We start from the raw sequence: 17643 nt of genomic DNA, 5'->3' as shown, positions 1-17643 counted from the left end.
GCGGCGCTAGCAAAGCAGAAAGCTTCGCAAGGTGATGGGGATTCGGGAGATGAAAAGGCGAAGGCAATTGCAGCAGCGAAGGCGAAAGCGGCAGCGGCTGCAAGGGCGAAGATGGAGGGTGCTGAAGGTAAGAAGGAAGAGGAAGCGAAGCAGGAAGAGCTATCCGTGAATCAACCGTATTTAAATCAGTATGTTGAAGTTATTAAGGGAAAAGTAGGAGAGGATGCTTTAGTAGATTGCTACATTAATAAACTTTCCAAAGATGTACCAACTCTTGTAGTGGAGCCCTCAAAATATTATGAAGTAATGGAGTTACTGCGATCCCATGAGGAACTTGCATTTGATTATATGTCAGAGTTACATGCGACGGATTTTGTGACACATATGGAAGTGTATGTTCATTTATTTTCATATGGAAAGAAACAGTCAGTAGCGGTAAAGGTGAAGCTGGATCGGGAAGCGCCGCAAGTAGAATCGGTGACGCCGCTTTGGAAAGGGGCGGACTGGCCAGAGCGGGAAGCGTATGATTTGCTCGGCATTGTATTTAAGGGACATCCGAATTTATCGCGTATTTTAATGCCCGATGATTGGATAGGACATCCGCTTAGAAAAGATTATGAACCGTATGATGTGGAGGTGTAGCTAAATGATCCGTACGGAAGAAATGCTTTTGAATGTAGGTCCTCAGCATCCGAGTACACACGGTGTGTTCAGGCTTGTTATTAAAATTGACGGGGAAATTATTAAAGAAGCTACACCGGTTATTGGATATTTGCATCGCGGGACCGAAAAGATTGCAGAGAGCTTACAGTATACGCAAATTATCCCTTATACAGATCGGATGGACTATTTATCGGCTATGACGAATAATTACGTCATTTGCCACGCTGTAGAGACGATGATGGGGCTTGAAATCCCAGAGCGAGCTGAATACTTGCGAGTACTTGCAATGGAACTTGGAAGGATTGCGAGTCATCTCGTTTGGTGGGGGACAAATCTTCTCGATATAGGAGCGGTCAGCCCGTTTTTATACGCGTTCCGTGAGCGGGAGATGATTATTAATTTATTAAACGAATTATGCGGTGCCCGGCTTACTTTTAACTATATGAGAGTCGGCGGTGTAAAGTGGGATGCGCCGGATGGTTGGATTGAAAAAGTGGAAGAATTTGTTCCGTATATGAGAGAGCAATTGGCGGGTTACCATGATCTCGTTAGTGGCAATGAGATTTTCTTAAATCGTGTAAAAGGCGTTGGTATATATAGCGAAGAAGATGCAATTTCGTATTCTTTAAGCGGAGCGAATTTGCGGTGCACCGGAGTAAACTGGGATCTTCGCAAGGATGAACCGTACTCCATTTACGACCGTTTTGATTTCGATATTCCTGTTGGGAGCGTGGGGGATGCTTGGGATCGCTACGTTTGCCGCATGAAGGAAATTGAGGAGTCGTTAAAAATTGTCGAGCAAGCTGTCCAGCAGTTCCCGAAAGAAGGAGCAGTACTTGCGAAAGTACCGAAGATTATTAAGGCTCCTAAAGGGGAAGCATTCGTCCGTATAGAGTCGCCGCGAGGAGAGATTGGTTGCTATATTGCTAGTGACGGAAAGAAAGAGCCATACCGTTTGAAGTTTCGCAGGCCGTCTTTTTACAATTTGCAAATTTTACCGAAGTTATTGAAAGGTGAAAACATCGCCAATTTAATTACGATTTTAGGTGGAGTGGATATTGTACTTGGGGAGGTTGATGGCTAATGATTGAAACGCTCTTACAATCACCTTCTAGCTGGACGAATTTCTTCATTTTTTTCGGATTAGCGGTGCTGCTACTATTTGCAGTCCTTGGCTTCGTTACATATGGTATTTTGGCAGAGCGGAAAGTGATGGGGTTTATGCAAGGGCGGATTGGGCCAAACCAAGTTGGAGGCCGGTTTGGTCTGCTGCAAACGGTAGCCGATGTTTTAAAACTATTACTGAAAGAGGATAGTATTCCGAAGGCGGCAGATAAACCGTTGTTTATATTAGCGCCTGTCATTGCATTTGCGCCAGCATTTATGGTTCTTGCAGTTATCCCGTTTACTGATAAATTTCAGTTCGCAGATATTGGCGTAGGCTTACTGTATTACATTGCTGTTTCTGGCATTACGACGATTGGTGTCGTAACCGGAGGATGGGCATCGAATAATAAATATTCCCTTTTAGGAGGGATGCGTGCAGCGGCGCAAATGATTTCTTATGAAATTCCGCTCGTAATGAGTGTAATCGGGATCGTTTTGTTAGCTGGTAGCCTAAATTTAAATGAAATCGTAGCAGCGCAGGAGAATGTTTGGTACATTTTCGTGCAACCAATCGGTTTCGTCGTATTTTTAATCGCAGCGGTAGCAGAGTTAAATAGGACGCCGTTTGATTTACCAGAAGCTGAGTCGGAGCTTGTTTCTGGATATCATACGGAATACTCGGGGTTTCGCTGGGCGTTTTTCATGCTTTCAGAGTACGTATATTTCTTCGGGATGGCATCTTTAATTACTGTGCTCTTTTTAGGCGGATGGAATCCAGTTATGTTCCTTGGATTCATCCCAGGTGCCGTATGGTTTGCTTTAAAGTTTAGCAGTGTAGTTTTTCTGTTAATTTGGTTCCGCGTTACGTTTCCGCGTATAAGAGGTGATCAGTTAATGGAGTTTGGCTGGAAAGTATTATTGCCAATTGCACTTGCAAATATTTTCTTAACGGCATTGATTAAGGAGTTATTCTTCTAATCTATGAGGGGGGTGCCAGTAAGAGATGAAAGGGCTATTTAAAGGACTAAAATATACATTAAGCAATTTGAGTAAAAAGAAAGTGACGTATGATTATCCGAATCAACCGTTGCCATTGCCAGATCGTTTTCGAGGGATTCAAAAGTTTTATCCAGAAAAGTGTATTGTTTGTAACCAGTGCTCCAATATTTGTCCGACAGACTGTATTCAGTTAACGGGGAAAAAACATCCGGATCCTACGAAAAAAGGAAAAATTATCGATACGTACGATATTAATTTTGAAATTTGTATTCTTTGTGATTTATGTACAGAAGTTTGTCCGACAGAGGCGATCGTTATGACAAATAACTTTGAACTCGCGGAATATTCACGGGATGACTTATTCAAAAATTTGCAGTGGCTTGATGAAAACGACGAAAACGTCAGGAAGGAGAATAAAGCATGAATGGCGAGTTTATAGCATTCTTTATACTATCCTTGTCTGCAATTATCGGCGGCGTTCTTATGTTGAATTTAACGAAGGTCATGCATATGATGCTAGCTCTCGTTCTAACATTTCTCAGCATTGCAGGTTTGTACTTTCTTTTATCAGCTGAATTTATCGGGGTTGCACAAATTTTACTTTACTCGGGTGCGATCACAATTATTATGATTTTTGGCATTATGTTAACGAAACATAACGCAGAAAATGAATCACGTCTTACTCTTCGAAAATGGATTATCTTCTTTGCGGTTGTAGCATTTGGGGCAGTTATGTATTTCGCTGTTAACAATATTGATTTTGCAAATGAAAGCACACAAGGAAGTTTACCTCTCCATGAAAAAAACACACTTCAAATCGGTACACTTCTCTATTCAAAATATATTATTCCATTTGAGCTAACCTCAGTTATTTTACTTGTAGCACTTGTTGGCGCAATTATTCTTGCGAAGAAGGATGAGAAAGAGGAGGATTCCAATGAGTAGCGTTCCTGCTTCTGCATATTTAACGCTTGCGATTATTTTGTTTTGCATCGGTTTGTTTGGAGCTTTAACGAAGCGCAATACAGTGATTGTATTAGTTTGTATTGAATTAATGCTGAACGCAGCCAATTTAAATTTAGTAGCGTTTAGTAAATTAGGTTTGTTCCCAAATTTAACAGGGCAAATTTTCTCTCTGTTTACGATGGCCGTAGCAGCAGCGGAGGCGGCGGTAGGACTCGCCATTTTAATTGCTTTATATCGTAATCGTACGACAGTTCATGTAGATGAAATGGATACGCTTAAAGGATAACATTGTGACCGAAAAGGGGGAAGGAAACAATGATCGATTATGCATGGCTCATACCGCTTTTCCCGCTTGTTTCGTTTTTGTTATTAATTATATTCGGGAAGAAAATTAGAGAAGGAAGCAGTGTACTTAGTATTTTCTTCGTCTTTCTCTCCTTTATATTTGCGGTACTTGTATTAATAGAACGGTTTTCGACAGTACCAGTGAAGCATAAGTGGGTATGGCTTAGAGCTGGAGATATTGATATATCATTTGGCTTTGAAGTGACAGCATTAGGGGCTTTAATGCTGTTTATCGTTACACTTGTGAGTTTACTTGTACACGTGTATTCGAAAGGTTATATGAAAGGTGAGGAAAGATTACCAATCTTTTATGCCTATTTAGGACTCTTTACATTTGCGATGCTCGGGCTTGTTATATCACCGAATTTATTACAGCTTTATATATTTTGGGAGTTAGTCGGCCTTGGTTCATTTTTACTCATCGGTTTTTATTTCTTTAAAGAAGAAGCGAAGGCTGCTGCGAAAAAAGCTTTTATTATGACTCGTATTGGCGATGTCGGTTTATTTATTGGGATGATCTTAATTTTCTGGCATGCAGGTAGTTTTGAATATGACGCAATTTTTAGAGCGATTCATACGGGTGATCTTACTCCGACAATGATTACAATAACGGCGATATTAATTTTTATCGGGGCGATGGGGAAATCAGGTCAGTTCCCGCTTCATACGTGGTTACCAGATGCAATGGAAGGGCCGACGCCTGTTTCGGCACTTATTCATGCGGCGACAATGGTCGCCGCTGGCGTATATTTAGTGGCAACGATGTTTCCGCTATTTTCAGCAAGTGTGGTGGCGATGCAGACGGTAGCAATTGTTGGAGCTTTCACTGCAATCTTTGCAGCTTCCATCGGTCTTGTACAAACGGATATAAAGAGAGTACTTGCTTATTCTACAGTTAGCCAGCTCGGGTATATGATGCTTGCACTAGGATCTGCCGGTTATGTAGCTGGTGTGTTCCATTTAACGACACACGCTTTTTTTAAAGCATTACTATTTTTGGCAGCAGGAAGTGTCATTCATGCAGTGCATACGCAAAACATTAATAAAATGGGCGGTTTACAGAAGAAGATGAAAGTAACGGGTGCCTTATTTTTAATCGGTACTCTTGCAATTAGTGGTGTGCCACTCCTTTCCGGCTTCTTTAGTAAAGATGAAATTTTAGCGGCAGCTTGGATGAACGGCAATTACGTTTTATTCGTCTTAGCGATACTTGCAGCATTCCTAACAGCGTTCTACATGTTCCGCCTATACTTTCTTGTCTTTACGGGGGAAGCGAAGACGAAGGAAGATGTGCATGAATCGCCCCGCATCATGACGTATCCGATGATTGTCCTTGGCGTTCTTGCAGTCGTGGCAGGCTATATAAATACACCGTGGTTTGGAACGTTTCTCGGAGATTGGCTTACGAAAGATGTAGCGTTTAAAGTGCGAGAGGGGCACGGGCCAGTTTGGATTATGATTGTTGCGACGCTCGTTTCTTTGACAGGGATTGCTCTTGCATATGTCATATATGGCAAGAAATCTATTTCTAGAGATTGGGCTGGTGGCGAGGACTCGCCTCTTTATAAACTTTTGAAAGAAAAATATTATGTGGATGAACTATACAATATGACGGTGCTCCCTATTACGAAAGGAATCGCTCATGTGCTTCGCCTATTTGAAGTGTATGTAGTCGAAGGAATTGCCGTTTTAATAGGGAGTTTAGTGAAAGGGATAAGTACAATTGGCTCTAGACTCCAAAACGGAAATGTACAAGTGTACGGGACTGTAACAGCTGTTTCACTGGCAGTACTCTTCATTATTTTGCTCTATACGGGAGGGGATTTACGATGAATGATTTGTTATTAACGTTCTTCATTTTTTCCCCGCTTTTAGGAATTCTCTTACTTGCATTCACACCGAAAAAAGAATCGCGTACAGTGCGAGCGCTCGGTTTATTTGGAACGGTGCTTCCATTCGGAATGGCTATCGTCCTCGCTTGTACATATGCTTCTGGAAAGAGTTTGTCTCTCTTTGATGAAAAAGTGAAATGGATTACATTTGGGGATTTTGCAGCGGTGGATAAAAGGTGGTTTTCCATTTATTACGAGCTTGGTATTGATGGTTTATCGCTCGTTATGATGGTACTGACGGCCCTTCTAGCGATGCTTGCAGCAATTGCAGCATTTACTATTAAAAGAAACTTGAAAGCATTTTATATGCTGTTACTCATGTTAGAAATAGGGATGCTCGGTGTCTTCGCTGCTCAAAATTTAATGTTGTTCTTTATCTTCTTTGAAATTACATTGCCACCGATGTTTTTATTAATTGGGAAGTGGGGGAAATTGTCGAGTGAAAAGGCTGCTTATAGTTATTTAATATATAACGGTATTGGCTCCGCTATTTTGCTCATCGTTTTCTCGGTTTTATTTGCGAAAACAGGTACAACCAATATTACAGAGCTTAAAGAAATATTAACGAGTGTAGGTGCTGGCGGAGGAATGGCTGTCCCAAATAGCTTACAGTTCGGCTTGTTTCTTAGCATAATGATCGCTTTTGCGATTAAACTACCCGTTTTCCCGTTACATCGCTGGATGGTCAATGTACATATTGAAGCACATCCGGCTGTAGTTATGCTTCATGCAGGTGTTTTACTGAAGATTGGAGCATACGGTATAATCCGCTTCGGACAGGAATTATTCCCGGAATACTTTCGCGAGTTTGCAACGCTCATTGCGATTTTAGGAGTCATCAATTTATTGTATGGAGCCTTCTTGGCGCTCATTCAAACGGACTTCCGGAAGGTGCTTGCTTACTCTAGTATTTCACATATGGGTATTGTATTAATGGGCCTTGGGGCGTTAAATGCACCAGGTACACAAGGTGCTCTATTCCAAGTTGTTTCGCACGGTTTAATTGCGGCCTTACTCTTTTTCTTACTTGGTGTTATAGAACAACGCTTTGGAACGTCGGATATTACAGCGCTTGGCGGACTTGCAAAAAGTGTACCGGTACTTAGCGGATTCTTCTTAGCGGGAGGAATGGCATCGCTTGGATTGCCGGGGATGTCCGGATTTGTTAGCGAATTTCTTGCCTTTCTCGGTTTATTCCAAGGAGAGCCAGTTATTGCAGCGGCCGGAGTACTTGGCATCATTTTAACCGCTGTATACGTATTAAGAGCAACGCTGCAAGTAACATTTGGTAAGAAAGAGTGGGAAGCGAAAGCTGATATACACGGTTGGGAGTATGTTCCTATATTGCTACTTATCTTTTGCATTATTGCAATTGGCGTAATGCCAGAAATACTAGGGGATCCGCTTCAAAATACATTGAAAACATTGGGGGTGAAGTAGGATGGATATGAATACGTTACTTAGCTTATCGTGGCATCTCATGGTGCCAGAATTCATTATTCTCGGGGCTGCCATCCTTCTTTCCATATGTGATTTGTTTTTTAAGCTGAACCATAGATACGTAGCACTTGGTGCAATCGCGGCGGTCGTGTTAGCAATCGTGTCGCTAATTACGCTATATAGCGAACCAACGGGAGATATTTTAAATGGATCGTTTGTGTTAGATGGATTTTCAAAAGGATTTAAAACGTTGTTGTTAGGCGGGGCGGCCCTCATTTTATGCATCGCAATGAGCGATGATAAGAAAAATCCAATTGAAGATAAGGGAGAATATTATTATTTATTTTTAATGGCGCTTCTTGGGGCGATGTTTATGGCTTCTAGCGTTGATTTCATTACACTTTTCGTCGGTTTAGAATTGCTTTCACTTTCTTCCTACATTTTAGTAGGAATACGAAAAAAGAACCGTGCATCAAATGAGGCGGCAATGAAATATGTCATTAATGGAGGAATTGGAACGGCAATTACGCTCTTTGGAATGAGTTATTTATACGGCATTACAGGATCAACTAATATTGTGGATATGCAAAAGGTATTTGCTGGGGAACTGGCTGGTGGCATTCAGTTATTGCTAGCTCTTGCATTTCTATTATTACTCGTTGGGCTCTCATTCAAAATTGCGACAGTGCCGTTTCATATGTGGGCGCCTGATGTATATGAGGGAGCGGCTACACCTGTTACTGCTTTTCTTGGAACCATTTCTAAAATTGCGGGGTTCTTACTCATTATTCGTTTGTTCCTCATGGTTTTTGCAAGTGTATCGGTGCAAGGAGACACGCAATCTTTATACGGACGTATGAGCATATACATCGCTGTGCTAGCTAGTATTACGATGATTATTGGAAATGTAGTCGCATTAAAGCAATATAACGTAAAACGCCTATTTGCTTATTCAGGAATCGCGCATGCAGGATATTTACTCGTACCGCTTGTAGCATTATCACCATTTACGATGGATAGCATGTGGTTTTACATGCTTGCGTACATGCTTATGAATATAGGCGCGTTTGCAATTATCCACGGCTTAATCTTACAAAGCGACAAAGAAAACATCACCATTTTCACCGGATTATATAAAAGGTCGCCATTTACAGCAATCGTGATGACGATTTTTATTTTATCGCTAGCGGGGATACCAGGAACAGTTGGTTTCATCGGGAAAATTAACATCTTTTTAGGGGCCCTTCATGTAGAGCCAGCTCATTACGTACTAGCTTCTATTATGATGGGGACGACAGTCATTTCATTCGTATATTATTTCCGTATTTTACAGCAAATGTTCTTCCGTACGGGAGAAGTAGAAGAGAAAATTCGTTTGCCACTCAATATAAAGGTTGTGATGAGCCTTTGCGCAATTTCAATTGTAATACTAGGGATTATGCCGATGATTGGGTACAATTTCTTTTATGAATATTTTCCATTAATGAAAGATTTCTTCTTCTTAGGGAACGTGGTACAATAGTGAAAATAAAAGGTGTGGAGTCGTTACTCTGCGCTTTTTATTTTGTGTGAACTACGATTGAAAATGCATATAAGTATACGCTTTTAAAAAGAAAATTACGATGTAAAATGTAAGATGCTTATTTGTATTTGAAAAAGTGTGGCTCCTACTTATTATGGTATCGTTTTTATATGATTTCGTAAGTAGTAGCTAGGTAAAAGGAGTCGGTTTTTTGGCACATCTTTTAGGGCAACAAGCACTGATTGCCATCGTTTCGCATTTATTGTTTATTACCATTACGTGGTGGGCCTTACAAGGTATTCACATTGAGCGTTTAATGAAGCCTGGAAAGGTGATGCAGACGAGAGTATTACTCATCTTAATTACAATTGCAATTGGGACATCTGTAAGTAACTTTTTCCTTGATTATTTAGGCTATTCAAAGAGTTTAACGTATTTAGTAAAGTAAGTGTATAGAACCTCATATCTCCGTTAACAATGGGGATAGGAGGGGATGAAATTGAAGCTTAAAGCCATTCTTATTGTTGCATTAAGTGTTGTTTTATTTTTGGTTGGGTATAGAGAGATGAAACCAATGAGCGATGAACAGAAGATGGAGAGCATGATCGCAGCTGTAGAGAAAAATGATGCTAAAGTAGAGAAATGGTCATGGCTAGCACGAGAAACAAAAACGATTTCTAATATACATACGTTTCAAAAGTTGTTAAACGATGTGAAGGACAAGGCAAATATTCAAAAGTGGGAATTAGAGCAATCTCCAGATGGATATAAAGCTACATCCTATAAAAAGTTTTCTTCTTATGAAGAACGAGTAGTAGTAACTTGGAGTAAGGAAAATACTAAAGAAAACACTTTCATTATTTTTGAAGTGAGCGGGGCAAAATGGGACCCGAAGTACATTCAGAAAACGAATAAAATTTTTAGTGAAAAACCTATAATTTACACTTGTGTTCAAGGTGCACTGAATGATAAGATTGAAGGTGTTTTGCAAAATAAAACCAATCAGGTTTTGAAAGATCTTTCAGCAAGAGCGATCGAACAGATAGAAGAAAGAGCATTTGTGTCAGTCTCCGCATACAATAAAAAGTGGGATGACGCTCTTTCAACAAATAGAGAGAAAATAAATGTGCAAATAGCAATACGTTCTACAGACAACAAAGATACAATTGTGGTTGGCACACCGATCATAACTTCTGAGTATTGAGTGAATAGATACTGAAAAAAGGACACGGAGGGGAATAATTTGGAAAAGATCATCGTCCGTGGCGGAAAGCGGTTAAACGGCACAGTGCGTGTTGAGGGCGCAAAAAATGCTGTATTACCTATAATCGCTGCAGCCCTATTAGCGAGTGATGGAAAGAATGTACTATCTGAAGTACCAGTTTTGTCTGATGTATACACAATTAATGAGGTATTACGTCATTTAAATGCTGAAGTCGTATTTGAAAATAACCAAGTAACAATCGATGCTTCTAAAGAGCTAAACATTGAAGCACCATTTGAATATGTACGTAAAATGCGTGCATCTGTTCAAGTAATGGGACCTTTATTAGCACGTAACGGTCGTGCTCGTATTGCACTTCCTGGTGGATGTGCAATTGGTTCACGTCCAATTGACCAACATTTAAAAGGCTTCGAAGCAATGGGAGCAAAAGTACAGGTTGGTAACGGTTTTGTTGAGGCATACGTTGAGGGAGAACTAAAAGGAGCTAAAATTTATTTAGACTTCCCAAGCGTGGGCGCGACAGAAAACATTATGTCTGCAGCTACATTAGCAAAAGGGACAACAATCCTTGAAAACGCAGCGAAAGAACCAGAAATCGTTGACTTAGCTAACTTCTTAAATGCGATGGGAGCGAAAGTACGCGGAGCTGGAACTGGAACGATTCGTATCGAAGGCGTTGATAAATTATATGGTGCAAACCACTCTATTATTCCTGACCGTATTGAAGCGGGAACATTCATGGTTGCAGCGGCAATTACTGGTGGAGACATCTTAATTGAAAATGCTGTGCCTGAACATTTACGCTCAATTACAGCGAAGATGGAAGAAATGGGTGTTAAAATTATTGAGGAAAATGAAGGTGTACGTGTTATCGGCCCAGATAAGTTAAAAGCGGTTGATATTAAAACTATGCCTCACCCAGGTTTCCCAACAGACATGCAATCACAAATGATGGCATTATTACTACAAGCTGATGGAACAAGTATGATTACAGAAACGGTATTTGAAAACCGCTTTATGCACGTTGAAGAATTCCGTCGTATGAATGCTGATATTAAAATCGAAGGTCGTTCTGTTATTATGAACGGTCCAAACAGCTTACAAGGTGCTGAAGTAGCAGCAACTGATTTACGTGCTGCAGCTGCATTAATCTTAGCTGGTTTAGTATCAGAAGGTTACACTCGTGTAACTGAGTTAAAACATCTTGACCGTGGCTATGTAAACTTCCATAAGAAATTAGCTGCATTAGGTGCAACTATTGAACGTGTAAACGAAAAAGTAGAAGAAGTGAAAGAACAAGAAGTTTCTGATCTTCACGCTTAATTGAAATAGTCTCTATGTCTTTTGACATAGGGGCTATTTTTTTGGGCTTATTACTGTTATAGTCAAGAAATTCTATACTTATGCACGTACCAGTGAAAATATTTAGAAAATTTTTGTTTTAAATTGGCCCCCTTAAGTATGTTCTAAAAGAAAGAGTTGTTCCATAAGAATGAATGGAGTAAAGCTTTTTTTATCCCGCTTTAATGGGCAGTAAGACCCCCACCTCAAAATTCAGCAAAAGCAAAGAAGTTAGGTGGGGGATCAACTGCCCATAAAAGCCCGATTGGTTCAACTAATAATCAGTGGGGGATGAAGGAAACCCCCACTGATTAAAGTTTCACTTTATATTGGGGGAAATAAGATGAAATTTTCAAAGCCACTTTTTATTACAGTAGCGCTTCTCATAGCGCTCGTTATCATTGTACCTGCTGCTCTTGTGATTCCGTTTGCGAAAGCAAAAGTAGAGGAAAAAGCAGCTTCTAAGACTCCTCCAGCGATAGAAAGTATACCAGCTCCAGGAAAAGTGGATACAGCGGTTCAAGTTGCTGTATATCGCGAGAAACAAAAGAAGGTAGAGTCATTACCTATGGAGGAGTATGTGACCGGTGTAGTAGCTTCTGAGATGAATGCCAGTTTTGAAATAGAGGCGCTAAAGGCGCAGGCATTAGCAGCGAGAACATTTGTCGTGCAGCGTATGCTAAGCGGAGGTAAGAAAAACAATGCGGACGTGACAGATACGGTGAAAGATCAAGTGTATAAAAGCAAAGAAGAATTGAAAAAACAATGGGGTAATAACTACGAAAATAATTTGAAGAAAATCGAAGAAGCTGTTTCGAAAACCGCAGGACAAGTTTTAACGTATGACGGAAAGCCAATCTCAGCATCATTCTTCTCAACGAGTAATGGCCGGACAGAAAATGCGGCTGATTATTGGGGAAATGATTATCCGTACTTAAAGAGTGTAGATAGCCCGTGGGATCAAGCTTCTCCGAAATTTACGAGCGAGCAAACCTTTGCCGTAGCTGATTTTCAAAAACGTCTCGGTGTGAAAGTGCTAGCAGACGGAAAAGTTGGTGATATTAAAGGGCGTACAGAAGGAAAACGTGTAAAAGAAGTAGCGTTTCAAGGGAAAACATTAACCGGAAGAGATGTACGTGACAAATTAGAGTTACGCTCTTCTGACTTCACGTGGAAACAAGATGGAGATAAAATCATTGTTACGACGAAAGGCTTCGGCCACGGCGTTGGTATGAGCCAATACGGCGCGAATGGCATGGCAGCGGAAGGTAAGAAATATACAGATATCGTCGCTCATTACTATAAAGGCGTTGAAATAAAGACGATGAACGATTATGAAGGTAAGTTGATGGTGAAGAAGTAGGTGTCAGGGTCTCCTGGCACCTGCTTTTTGTTTAAAATATCATAATTTTCCATTAATTGTTTGGTATAATAAGATAAAAAGTATTTGGGGGAGAAAAAATGGCGCTACTGGAGTTGAAACAATTAGGTAAGACGAACCAGTTACCGGCAGTTGAACTGAAGGTTGAGAAGGGGCAATGTGTTGTTTTGCAATGTAATAACCATACAGCTAAAGTGTTACACCGTATTATTATTGGTGCGGAAGAAGCTTCAACTGGCAATGTGCTATTTGAGGGAGAGTCGATTGGAAAGAAAAACTATTCTCGCATCGGCTTTTGTTTTTTGAAAGATGAGGCATATGATCGTTTGAAGGTGAAGGAATACTTTAAGTTTTTAATAGGGCTCTATGAATCGAATATGAGTATAGAAGAAGTTGTACAATATGTCGGCCTCTTAGATAAATTAAACGTTAAAATAGAAAAACTATCATTTTCAGAGAAACGTCGTCTTCATATTGGGCGAGTTATGATTCATAATCCGGATTTAGTTATTTTGGAAGAACCAGAGCAAAATGTAGATACAGAGAGTACGATTGTGATTCGAAAAGCAATTATGAAAATGAAAGAGCAAGGAAAGGCGATTTTTATTACATCATCTTTCCTATCGGACGCTCTTTCGTTAACAGAAGATGTATACATATTAAACAATGATGGTGTGAAAAAAGTAGAAATTGAACAAGAGGAAGCAGAAGAGGTCGATGAAGAAAAAGTCGTTCAAATGATTCCGCAAATGAAGTTAGAAAGAATACCAGCGAAAGTAAACGATAAAATCATCTTATTAGACCCAATGGAAATCCATTTCATTGAAACGCAAAACGGAGTAACACATATTCACGTTCGTGAAGGGGATTTCGTATGCGCATTAACATTAAGTGAACTAGAAGCAAGATTAACAGGTTTTGGTTTCTTTAGATGTCATCGCTCGTATCTTGTAAATTTGCAAAGAGTACGAGAAGTGATTACGTGGACTCGTAATAGCTTTAGTTTAATTTTGGATGACGAAAGAAAAAGTTCAATCCCGCTTTCGAAAGGACGAATGGATGAGTTGAAAGGTGTAATTGGGCTATAAAAAGTGCTCCAATAAGCTCAAAATAAGATCCATTCATCGGTAAAAATACTCCTTTTACCGGTATTTTACTGCGTAAACCCTTTGATTTTCATATGATTGAGTCAAGAAAAGCGAAACAAACAAACGAAAAGCGCTAAAGCGACTTTCATCTATAAAAGAAAAAACAAAGGGGATGACGAGATGACATTGGCAATTGAAATGAAAGATGTAATGAAAAGCTTCAATGAAAAAACGGCACTTCGAAATGTAAATATTGAGGTGAAGCAAGGAGAGATTTTCGGATTCCTCGGACCGAGTGGCTCTGGGAAAACGACAACAGTAAAAATTTTAACTTCTCAATTACTTCATAGCGTTGGAACGGTAAAAGTATTAGGGAAAGATATTACAGGGCCAAGCAGCATCGATTATAAACGAATTGGTATTTTAACAGACAACAGCGGTTTATATGAGAGACTTAGCATTTATGATAATCTACTATTATTTTGTGACTTATACGATTGCAAAAAAGAACGAATCGATGAAGTACTAGCGCAAGTAAACTTATTAGATGATAAAAAAACATTAGTAAAGAAACTATCAAAGGGAATGAAGCAGCGCGTTACATTAGCTAGAGCAATCCTTCATAAACCAGATATCCTCTTCTTAGACGAACCAACATCTGCACTCGATCCAGTTAACGTACAAAACATTCATAAAGTCTTAAAAGATTTAAATAAAGAAGGAACGACGATTTTCTTAACGACTCACAATATGGAAGAAGCAGAGACGCTTTGTAACCGCATCGCCTTTCTATGTGGCGGAGAAATTGTAGCACTTGATACACCAGAGAACCTTCGCTTACAATACGCGAAAGATCAAATACAAGTCGTATTAAAAGATAAGCAAAAAGAAGTGGTGCAAAAAGATGAATTAGGTGCAAAACGTATTTCAGAATGGATGAAAAAAGGTGAATTACTATCCATTCACTCACACGAACCAACGCTAGGCGATATCTTTATTGAAGTTACTGGGAGGGGATTATAATGACATTTTCAATGAGAAGATTTTCAGCTATTTTTCGGAAAGAGGTACAGGATATTAAAGCAAATGCATCTGTACTCGTAATGGCGGCACTGCCACTCGTATTTTCTTTTGTTTATCAACAGATGGATGGACCGAAAGAACAAATCGCTAATATGGTAACTTTAATGGCTTTAACAATGGTAGGAAGCTTTGTTCAAGCAGCTTTAATTGCGGAGGAAAAAGAAAAACAAACGCTACGTGTAATGATGTTATCTCCAGCATCAACATTAGAAGTATTGCTAGGAAAAAGCGCATTAACAGCTCTTATTACATTCGTAATTTGTATTAGTAACTTTGCGATTTTAGGTGTAATAAAGGGGAATATGGTTTTAATTGCTCTATTTTTACTTGTTAGTATATTTTTCTTCCTTATGTTAGGTACGGGGATTGGATTAATAGCTAAAACAACGGCGTCAACATCAGTAGTAGGTATGCCGATTCTATTTGTTTTTTTTCTAGCTCCAATGTTAGGCGGATTTATTAAAAGTGAGTTTGTAAAAAAGGCAATCGATTTCCTTCCAACGAAGCATCTTGCGGACGCAATGCCGAAATTGCTGGCTGGAAAAGGATTTTCGACTGTTAGTGGTGATTTAATCAATATTATAATTTGGTGTGTGCTTTCCATTATTCTTTGTATTGTAGTTTACAAAAAGAAACAAATGGACTAAAAACTGAGCCAAAAAGCTCAGTTTTTTCTTTTTTCTATCATTTCCTCGGAAATTTTACAATTCTTATACATATTTTTACATATTTTGTCGAAAAGTAATTAGTTATAGGTTGTATAGGATGCGTGAATATTGTTCAAAATGATTGCTGAGGTGATGATGGAATGCGAGGAAGAAATAATAAAAAGTCGCAAAAGGTAGTACATTTATTTCAAAAAAGATGGGTATTTCCGGCACTATACATTGCTTGTGCAGCGGTAATTTTAATGGTTGCGCTATGGTTCCAAGGAGCTAATCCGAAGAAGACTCCGAACCAAGATCAAGCAACGCCGTATACACAAACGGAAGATCCAGCAGTACCAGTAACGAAGTCTTCAGAAGTAGTGAAAATGCCAGCTCCTGCTAATGCGGAAGTAGTTGTACAGAAGAAGTTCTATGAAGATGCAGCAACTGAGGCGGAACAAGAAAAAGCACTTGTCTTTTATAACAACACATATTCCCCGAACAAAGGAATTGACATTGCTGCGAAGAATGGAAAAGAATTCAATGTTACAGCTGCTTTAAGTGGTACAGTAACGAAAGCTGAAAAAGATTCACTTCTTGGTTATGTTGTAACAGTTGATAGCGGAAATGGTGTAGCAGCTTCTTATCAAAGCTTAGGCAGTGTGAAAGTAGAAAAAGGTGCACGAGTTGTACAAGGTGAAGTATTAGGAAAATCCGGTCTAAGTGCAATGAATAAAGAAGCAGGTTCTCACGTTCACTTTGAAGTACGTAAAGACAATGTGGCTGTGAACCCTGAGCGCTACTTAAATAAGTCAGTAGCAGAAATTAAAGCTGATGCAGGTGCTGCAAAGGCAACGAACGCTTCTGGTAAAAAAGCTGATGACAAATCTCAAAAAGAAGAAAAGTCAACGAGCACGAAACCAGAAAGTAAAACAGAAGACAAGTCTCAAAAAGAAGAGAAATCAACTAGCGGTTCAACTAGTGACAAAAAAGAAGAACCGAAGAAAGAAGAAAAATCAACAAATGGTTCTACAGAATCATCTAACAGTTCTTCTTCACAAGAATAAGAAAGTGAAAAAATCAGTTCTCAATAGAGAGCTGATTTTTTTATTTCTATATAAAAATACTCAATTTCGAGAAAAAAGTTGCAATAACAAGGAAAAATGACGAGATTCACGAATATATATTACAAAAAGGAGGGGATACTGTGTCATTTTTGTTTGTTCTGTCGACTGCTATTATTTTATTGTTTGTTTTATTTACTTTATATTATTACATTGCCGGTAAGAAAGAGGTTCCCCACCATCAATTGTTAGAAGAAGAGTTAGAACGAGAAGAATGACGCCTTGTATACAAGGTGTCATTTTTTTCGCCAAAATAGTCACTGTTAACGTATTTCTCACAAAAAAATGTAATTTTTCTTAACTTAGTCCGCAAAAATAGTGAACATGTAGCATATATCAGTAGTGCGGGCAATACAATGGTATAAACCAAAGCAAAGAGAGTGTTTGAGGTGAGAAATCGTGAATCATTTCATTATAAATCCAAGAATGTTTAACGCTTACAAACAGCACTCACACTTACTTCTTAGTCGTATGCAGCGAGGCTCATTTCACCCTTCTCACATCCAATTTAGGGAGGCGAGTGGTGTGCACGATTACATCAAAGAGAGAACTATCAAGATTGGTAAGTATATCGTGGAGACAAGAAAGACAGTGCGTGTCATTGCAAAGGAATTTGGGGTATCAAAGAGTACAGTCCATAAAGATTTAACGGAACGTCTACCAGAAATTAATCCAGAGCTCGCAAATGAAGTGAAAGAAATTCTTGATTATCATAAGTCTATTCGTCATTTAAGAGGCGGAGAAGCAACAAAACAAAAGTATAGAAAAGAAGATGTAGAAAAGCCGGTACGTCAATAAATATGCGATCGCAAACATTCCG

At 39.3% G+C, this 17643-nt stretch carries 19 protein-coding genes; all 19 read left to right on the top strand.

What is annotated here, in order from left to right:
• Nucleotides 1–642 (top strand): NADH-quinone oxidoreductase subunit C (locus MR083_RS17325; protein WP_242269642.1); only part of this gene is annotated, 642 nt, incomplete at its 5' end.
• A 4-nt stretch (nt 643–646) separates the two neighbouring features.
• Nucleotides 647–1747, top strand: a complete 1101-nt coding sequence (gene nuoD, locus MR083_RS17320; RefSeq protein ID WP_000621448.1) for an NADH-quinone oxidoreductase subunit NuoD — start codon at nt 647–649, stop codon at nt 1745–1747.
• Nucleotides 1747–2748, top strand: coding sequence for an NADH-quinone oxidoreductase subunit NuoH (gene nuoH / locus MR083_RS17315; protein ID WP_000573430.1), 1002 nt, complete (start codon nt 1747–1749; stop codon nt 2746–2748). The genes nuoD and nuoH overlap by 1 nt, the downstream gene beginning before the upstream one ends.
• Nucleotides 2749–2773: 25 nt before the next feature.
• Nucleotides 2774–3193 (top strand): NADH-quinone oxidoreductase subunit NuoI, encoded by a 420-nt coding sequence (gene nuoI / locus MR083_RS17310; RefSeq protein WP_000677191.1) that lies wholly within the window; start codon nt 2774–2776, stop codon nt 3191–3193.
• Nucleotides 3190–3714 (top strand): NADH-quinone oxidoreductase subunit J, encoded by a 525-nt coding sequence (locus MR083_RS17305; RefSeq protein WP_001012803.1) that lies wholly within the window; start codon nt 3190–3192, stop codon nt 3712–3714. Before nuoI ends, MR083_RS17305 begins: the two co-directional genes overlap by 4 nt.
• A complete protein-coding gene (gene nuoK / locus MR083_RS17300; protein ID WP_000100078.1) occupies nt 3707–4021 on the top strand; it encodes an NADH-quinone oxidoreductase subunit NuoK in 315 nt (104 codons plus the stop codon). Before MR083_RS17305 ends, nuoK begins: the two co-directional genes overlap by 8 nt.
• A 29-nt stretch (nt 4022–4050) precedes the next feature.
• A complete protein-coding gene (nuoL, locus tag MR083_RS17295; RefSeq protein WP_242269641.1) occupies nt 4051–5913 on the top strand; it encodes an NADH-quinone oxidoreductase subunit L in 1863 nt (620 codons plus the stop codon).
• Nucleotides 5910–7412 carry an NADH-quinone oxidoreductase subunit M gene (locus tag MR083_RS17290; RefSeq protein ID WP_242269640.1) on the top strand — a complete coding sequence of 501 codons (1503 nt, stop codon included), beginning with the start codon at nt 5910–5912 and terminating at the stop codon, nt 7410–7412. The genes nuoL and MR083_RS17290 overlap by 4 nt, the downstream gene beginning before the upstream one ends.
• Before the next feature lie 7 nt (nt 7413–7419).
• Nucleotides 7420–8934, top strand: a complete 1515-nt coding sequence (nuoN, locus tag MR083_RS17285) for an NADH-quinone oxidoreductase subunit NuoN (protein WP_396022305.1) — start codon at nt 7420–7422, stop codon at nt 8932–8934.
• A 211-nt stretch (nt 8935–9145) separates the two neighbouring features.
• Nucleotides 9146–9382, top strand: a complete 237-nt coding sequence (locus MR083_RS17280) for a DUF1146 family protein (RefSeq protein WP_000940742.1) — start codon at nt 9146–9148, stop codon at nt 9380–9382.
• Between the two features lie 51 nt (nt 9383–9433).
• The gene (locus MR083_RS17275) at nt 9434–10138 is read left to right on the top strand and encodes a YwmB family TATA-box binding protein (protein WP_373696331.1); all 705 of its coding nucleotides are present in this window, start codon (nt 9434–9436) and stop codon (nt 10136–10138) included.
• Between the two features lie 39 nt (nt 10139–10177).
• Nucleotides 10178–11482: a UDP-N-acetylglucosamine 1-carboxyvinyltransferase gene (gene murA / locus MR083_RS17270; protein ID WP_000411263.1), complete on the top strand. Its 1305-nt coding sequence runs from the start codon at nt 10178–10180 to the stop codon at nt 11480–11482.
• 361 nt (nt 11483–11843) lie between these two features.
• The gene (gene spoIID / locus MR083_RS17265) at nt 11844–12863 is read left to right on the top strand and encodes a stage II sporulation protein D (protein ID WP_242269638.1); all 1020 of its coding nucleotides are present in this window, start codon (nt 11844–11846) and stop codon (nt 12861–12863) included.
• A 98-nt stretch (nt 12864–12961) separates the two neighbouring features.
• Complete coding sequence (locus tag MR083_RS17260) at nt 12962–13969, top strand: LytTR family transcriptional regulator DNA-binding domain-containing protein (protein ID WP_242269637.1); 1008 nt, start codon at nt 12962–12964, stop codon at nt 13967–13969.
• A 180-nt stretch (nt 13970–14149) separates the two neighbouring features.
• On the top strand, nt 14150–14992 hold the full coding sequence (locus MR083_RS17255) for an ABC transporter ATP-binding protein (protein ID WP_000170842.1): 843 nt from the start codon (nt 14150–14152) through the stop codon (nt 14990–14992).
• On the top strand, nt 14992–15699 hold the full coding sequence (locus MR083_RS17250; protein WP_000144429.1) for an ABC transporter permease: 708 nt from the start codon (nt 14992–14994) through the stop codon (nt 15697–15699). The genes MR083_RS17255 and MR083_RS17250 overlap by 1 nt, the downstream gene beginning before the upstream one ends.
• A 161-nt stretch (nt 15700–15860) precedes the next feature.
• Nucleotides 15861–16766, top strand: coding sequence for a stage II sporulation protein SpoIIQ (locus MR083_RS17245; RefSeq protein WP_001214941.1), 906 nt, complete (start codon nt 15861–15863; stop codon nt 16764–16766).
• Between the two features lie 140 nt (nt 16767–16906).
• Nucleotides 16907–17041 carry a hypothetical protein gene (locus MR083_RS17240; protein WP_000008903.1) on the top strand — a complete coding sequence of 45 codons (135 nt, stop codon included), beginning with the start codon at nt 16907–16909 and terminating at the stop codon, nt 17039–17041.
• A gap of 307 nt (nt 17042–17348) precedes the next feature.
• Nucleotides 17349–17621, top strand: coding sequence for a sporulation transcriptional regulator SpoIIID (gene spoIIID / locus MR083_RS17235; RefSeq protein WP_000544012.1), 273 nt, complete (start codon nt 17349–17351; stop codon nt 17619–17621).
• Nucleotides 17622–17643: the final 22 nt, after the last annotated feature.

The sequence above is a fragment of the Bacillus cereus group sp. BfR-BA-01408 genome, from assembly GCF_022663305.1.
Taxonomy (GTDB): domain Bacteria; phylum Bacillota; class Bacilli; order Bacillales; family Bacillaceae_G; genus Bacillus_A; species Bacillus_A pacificus.
This window is presented reverse-complemented; position numbering and strand designations above follow the sequence as displayed.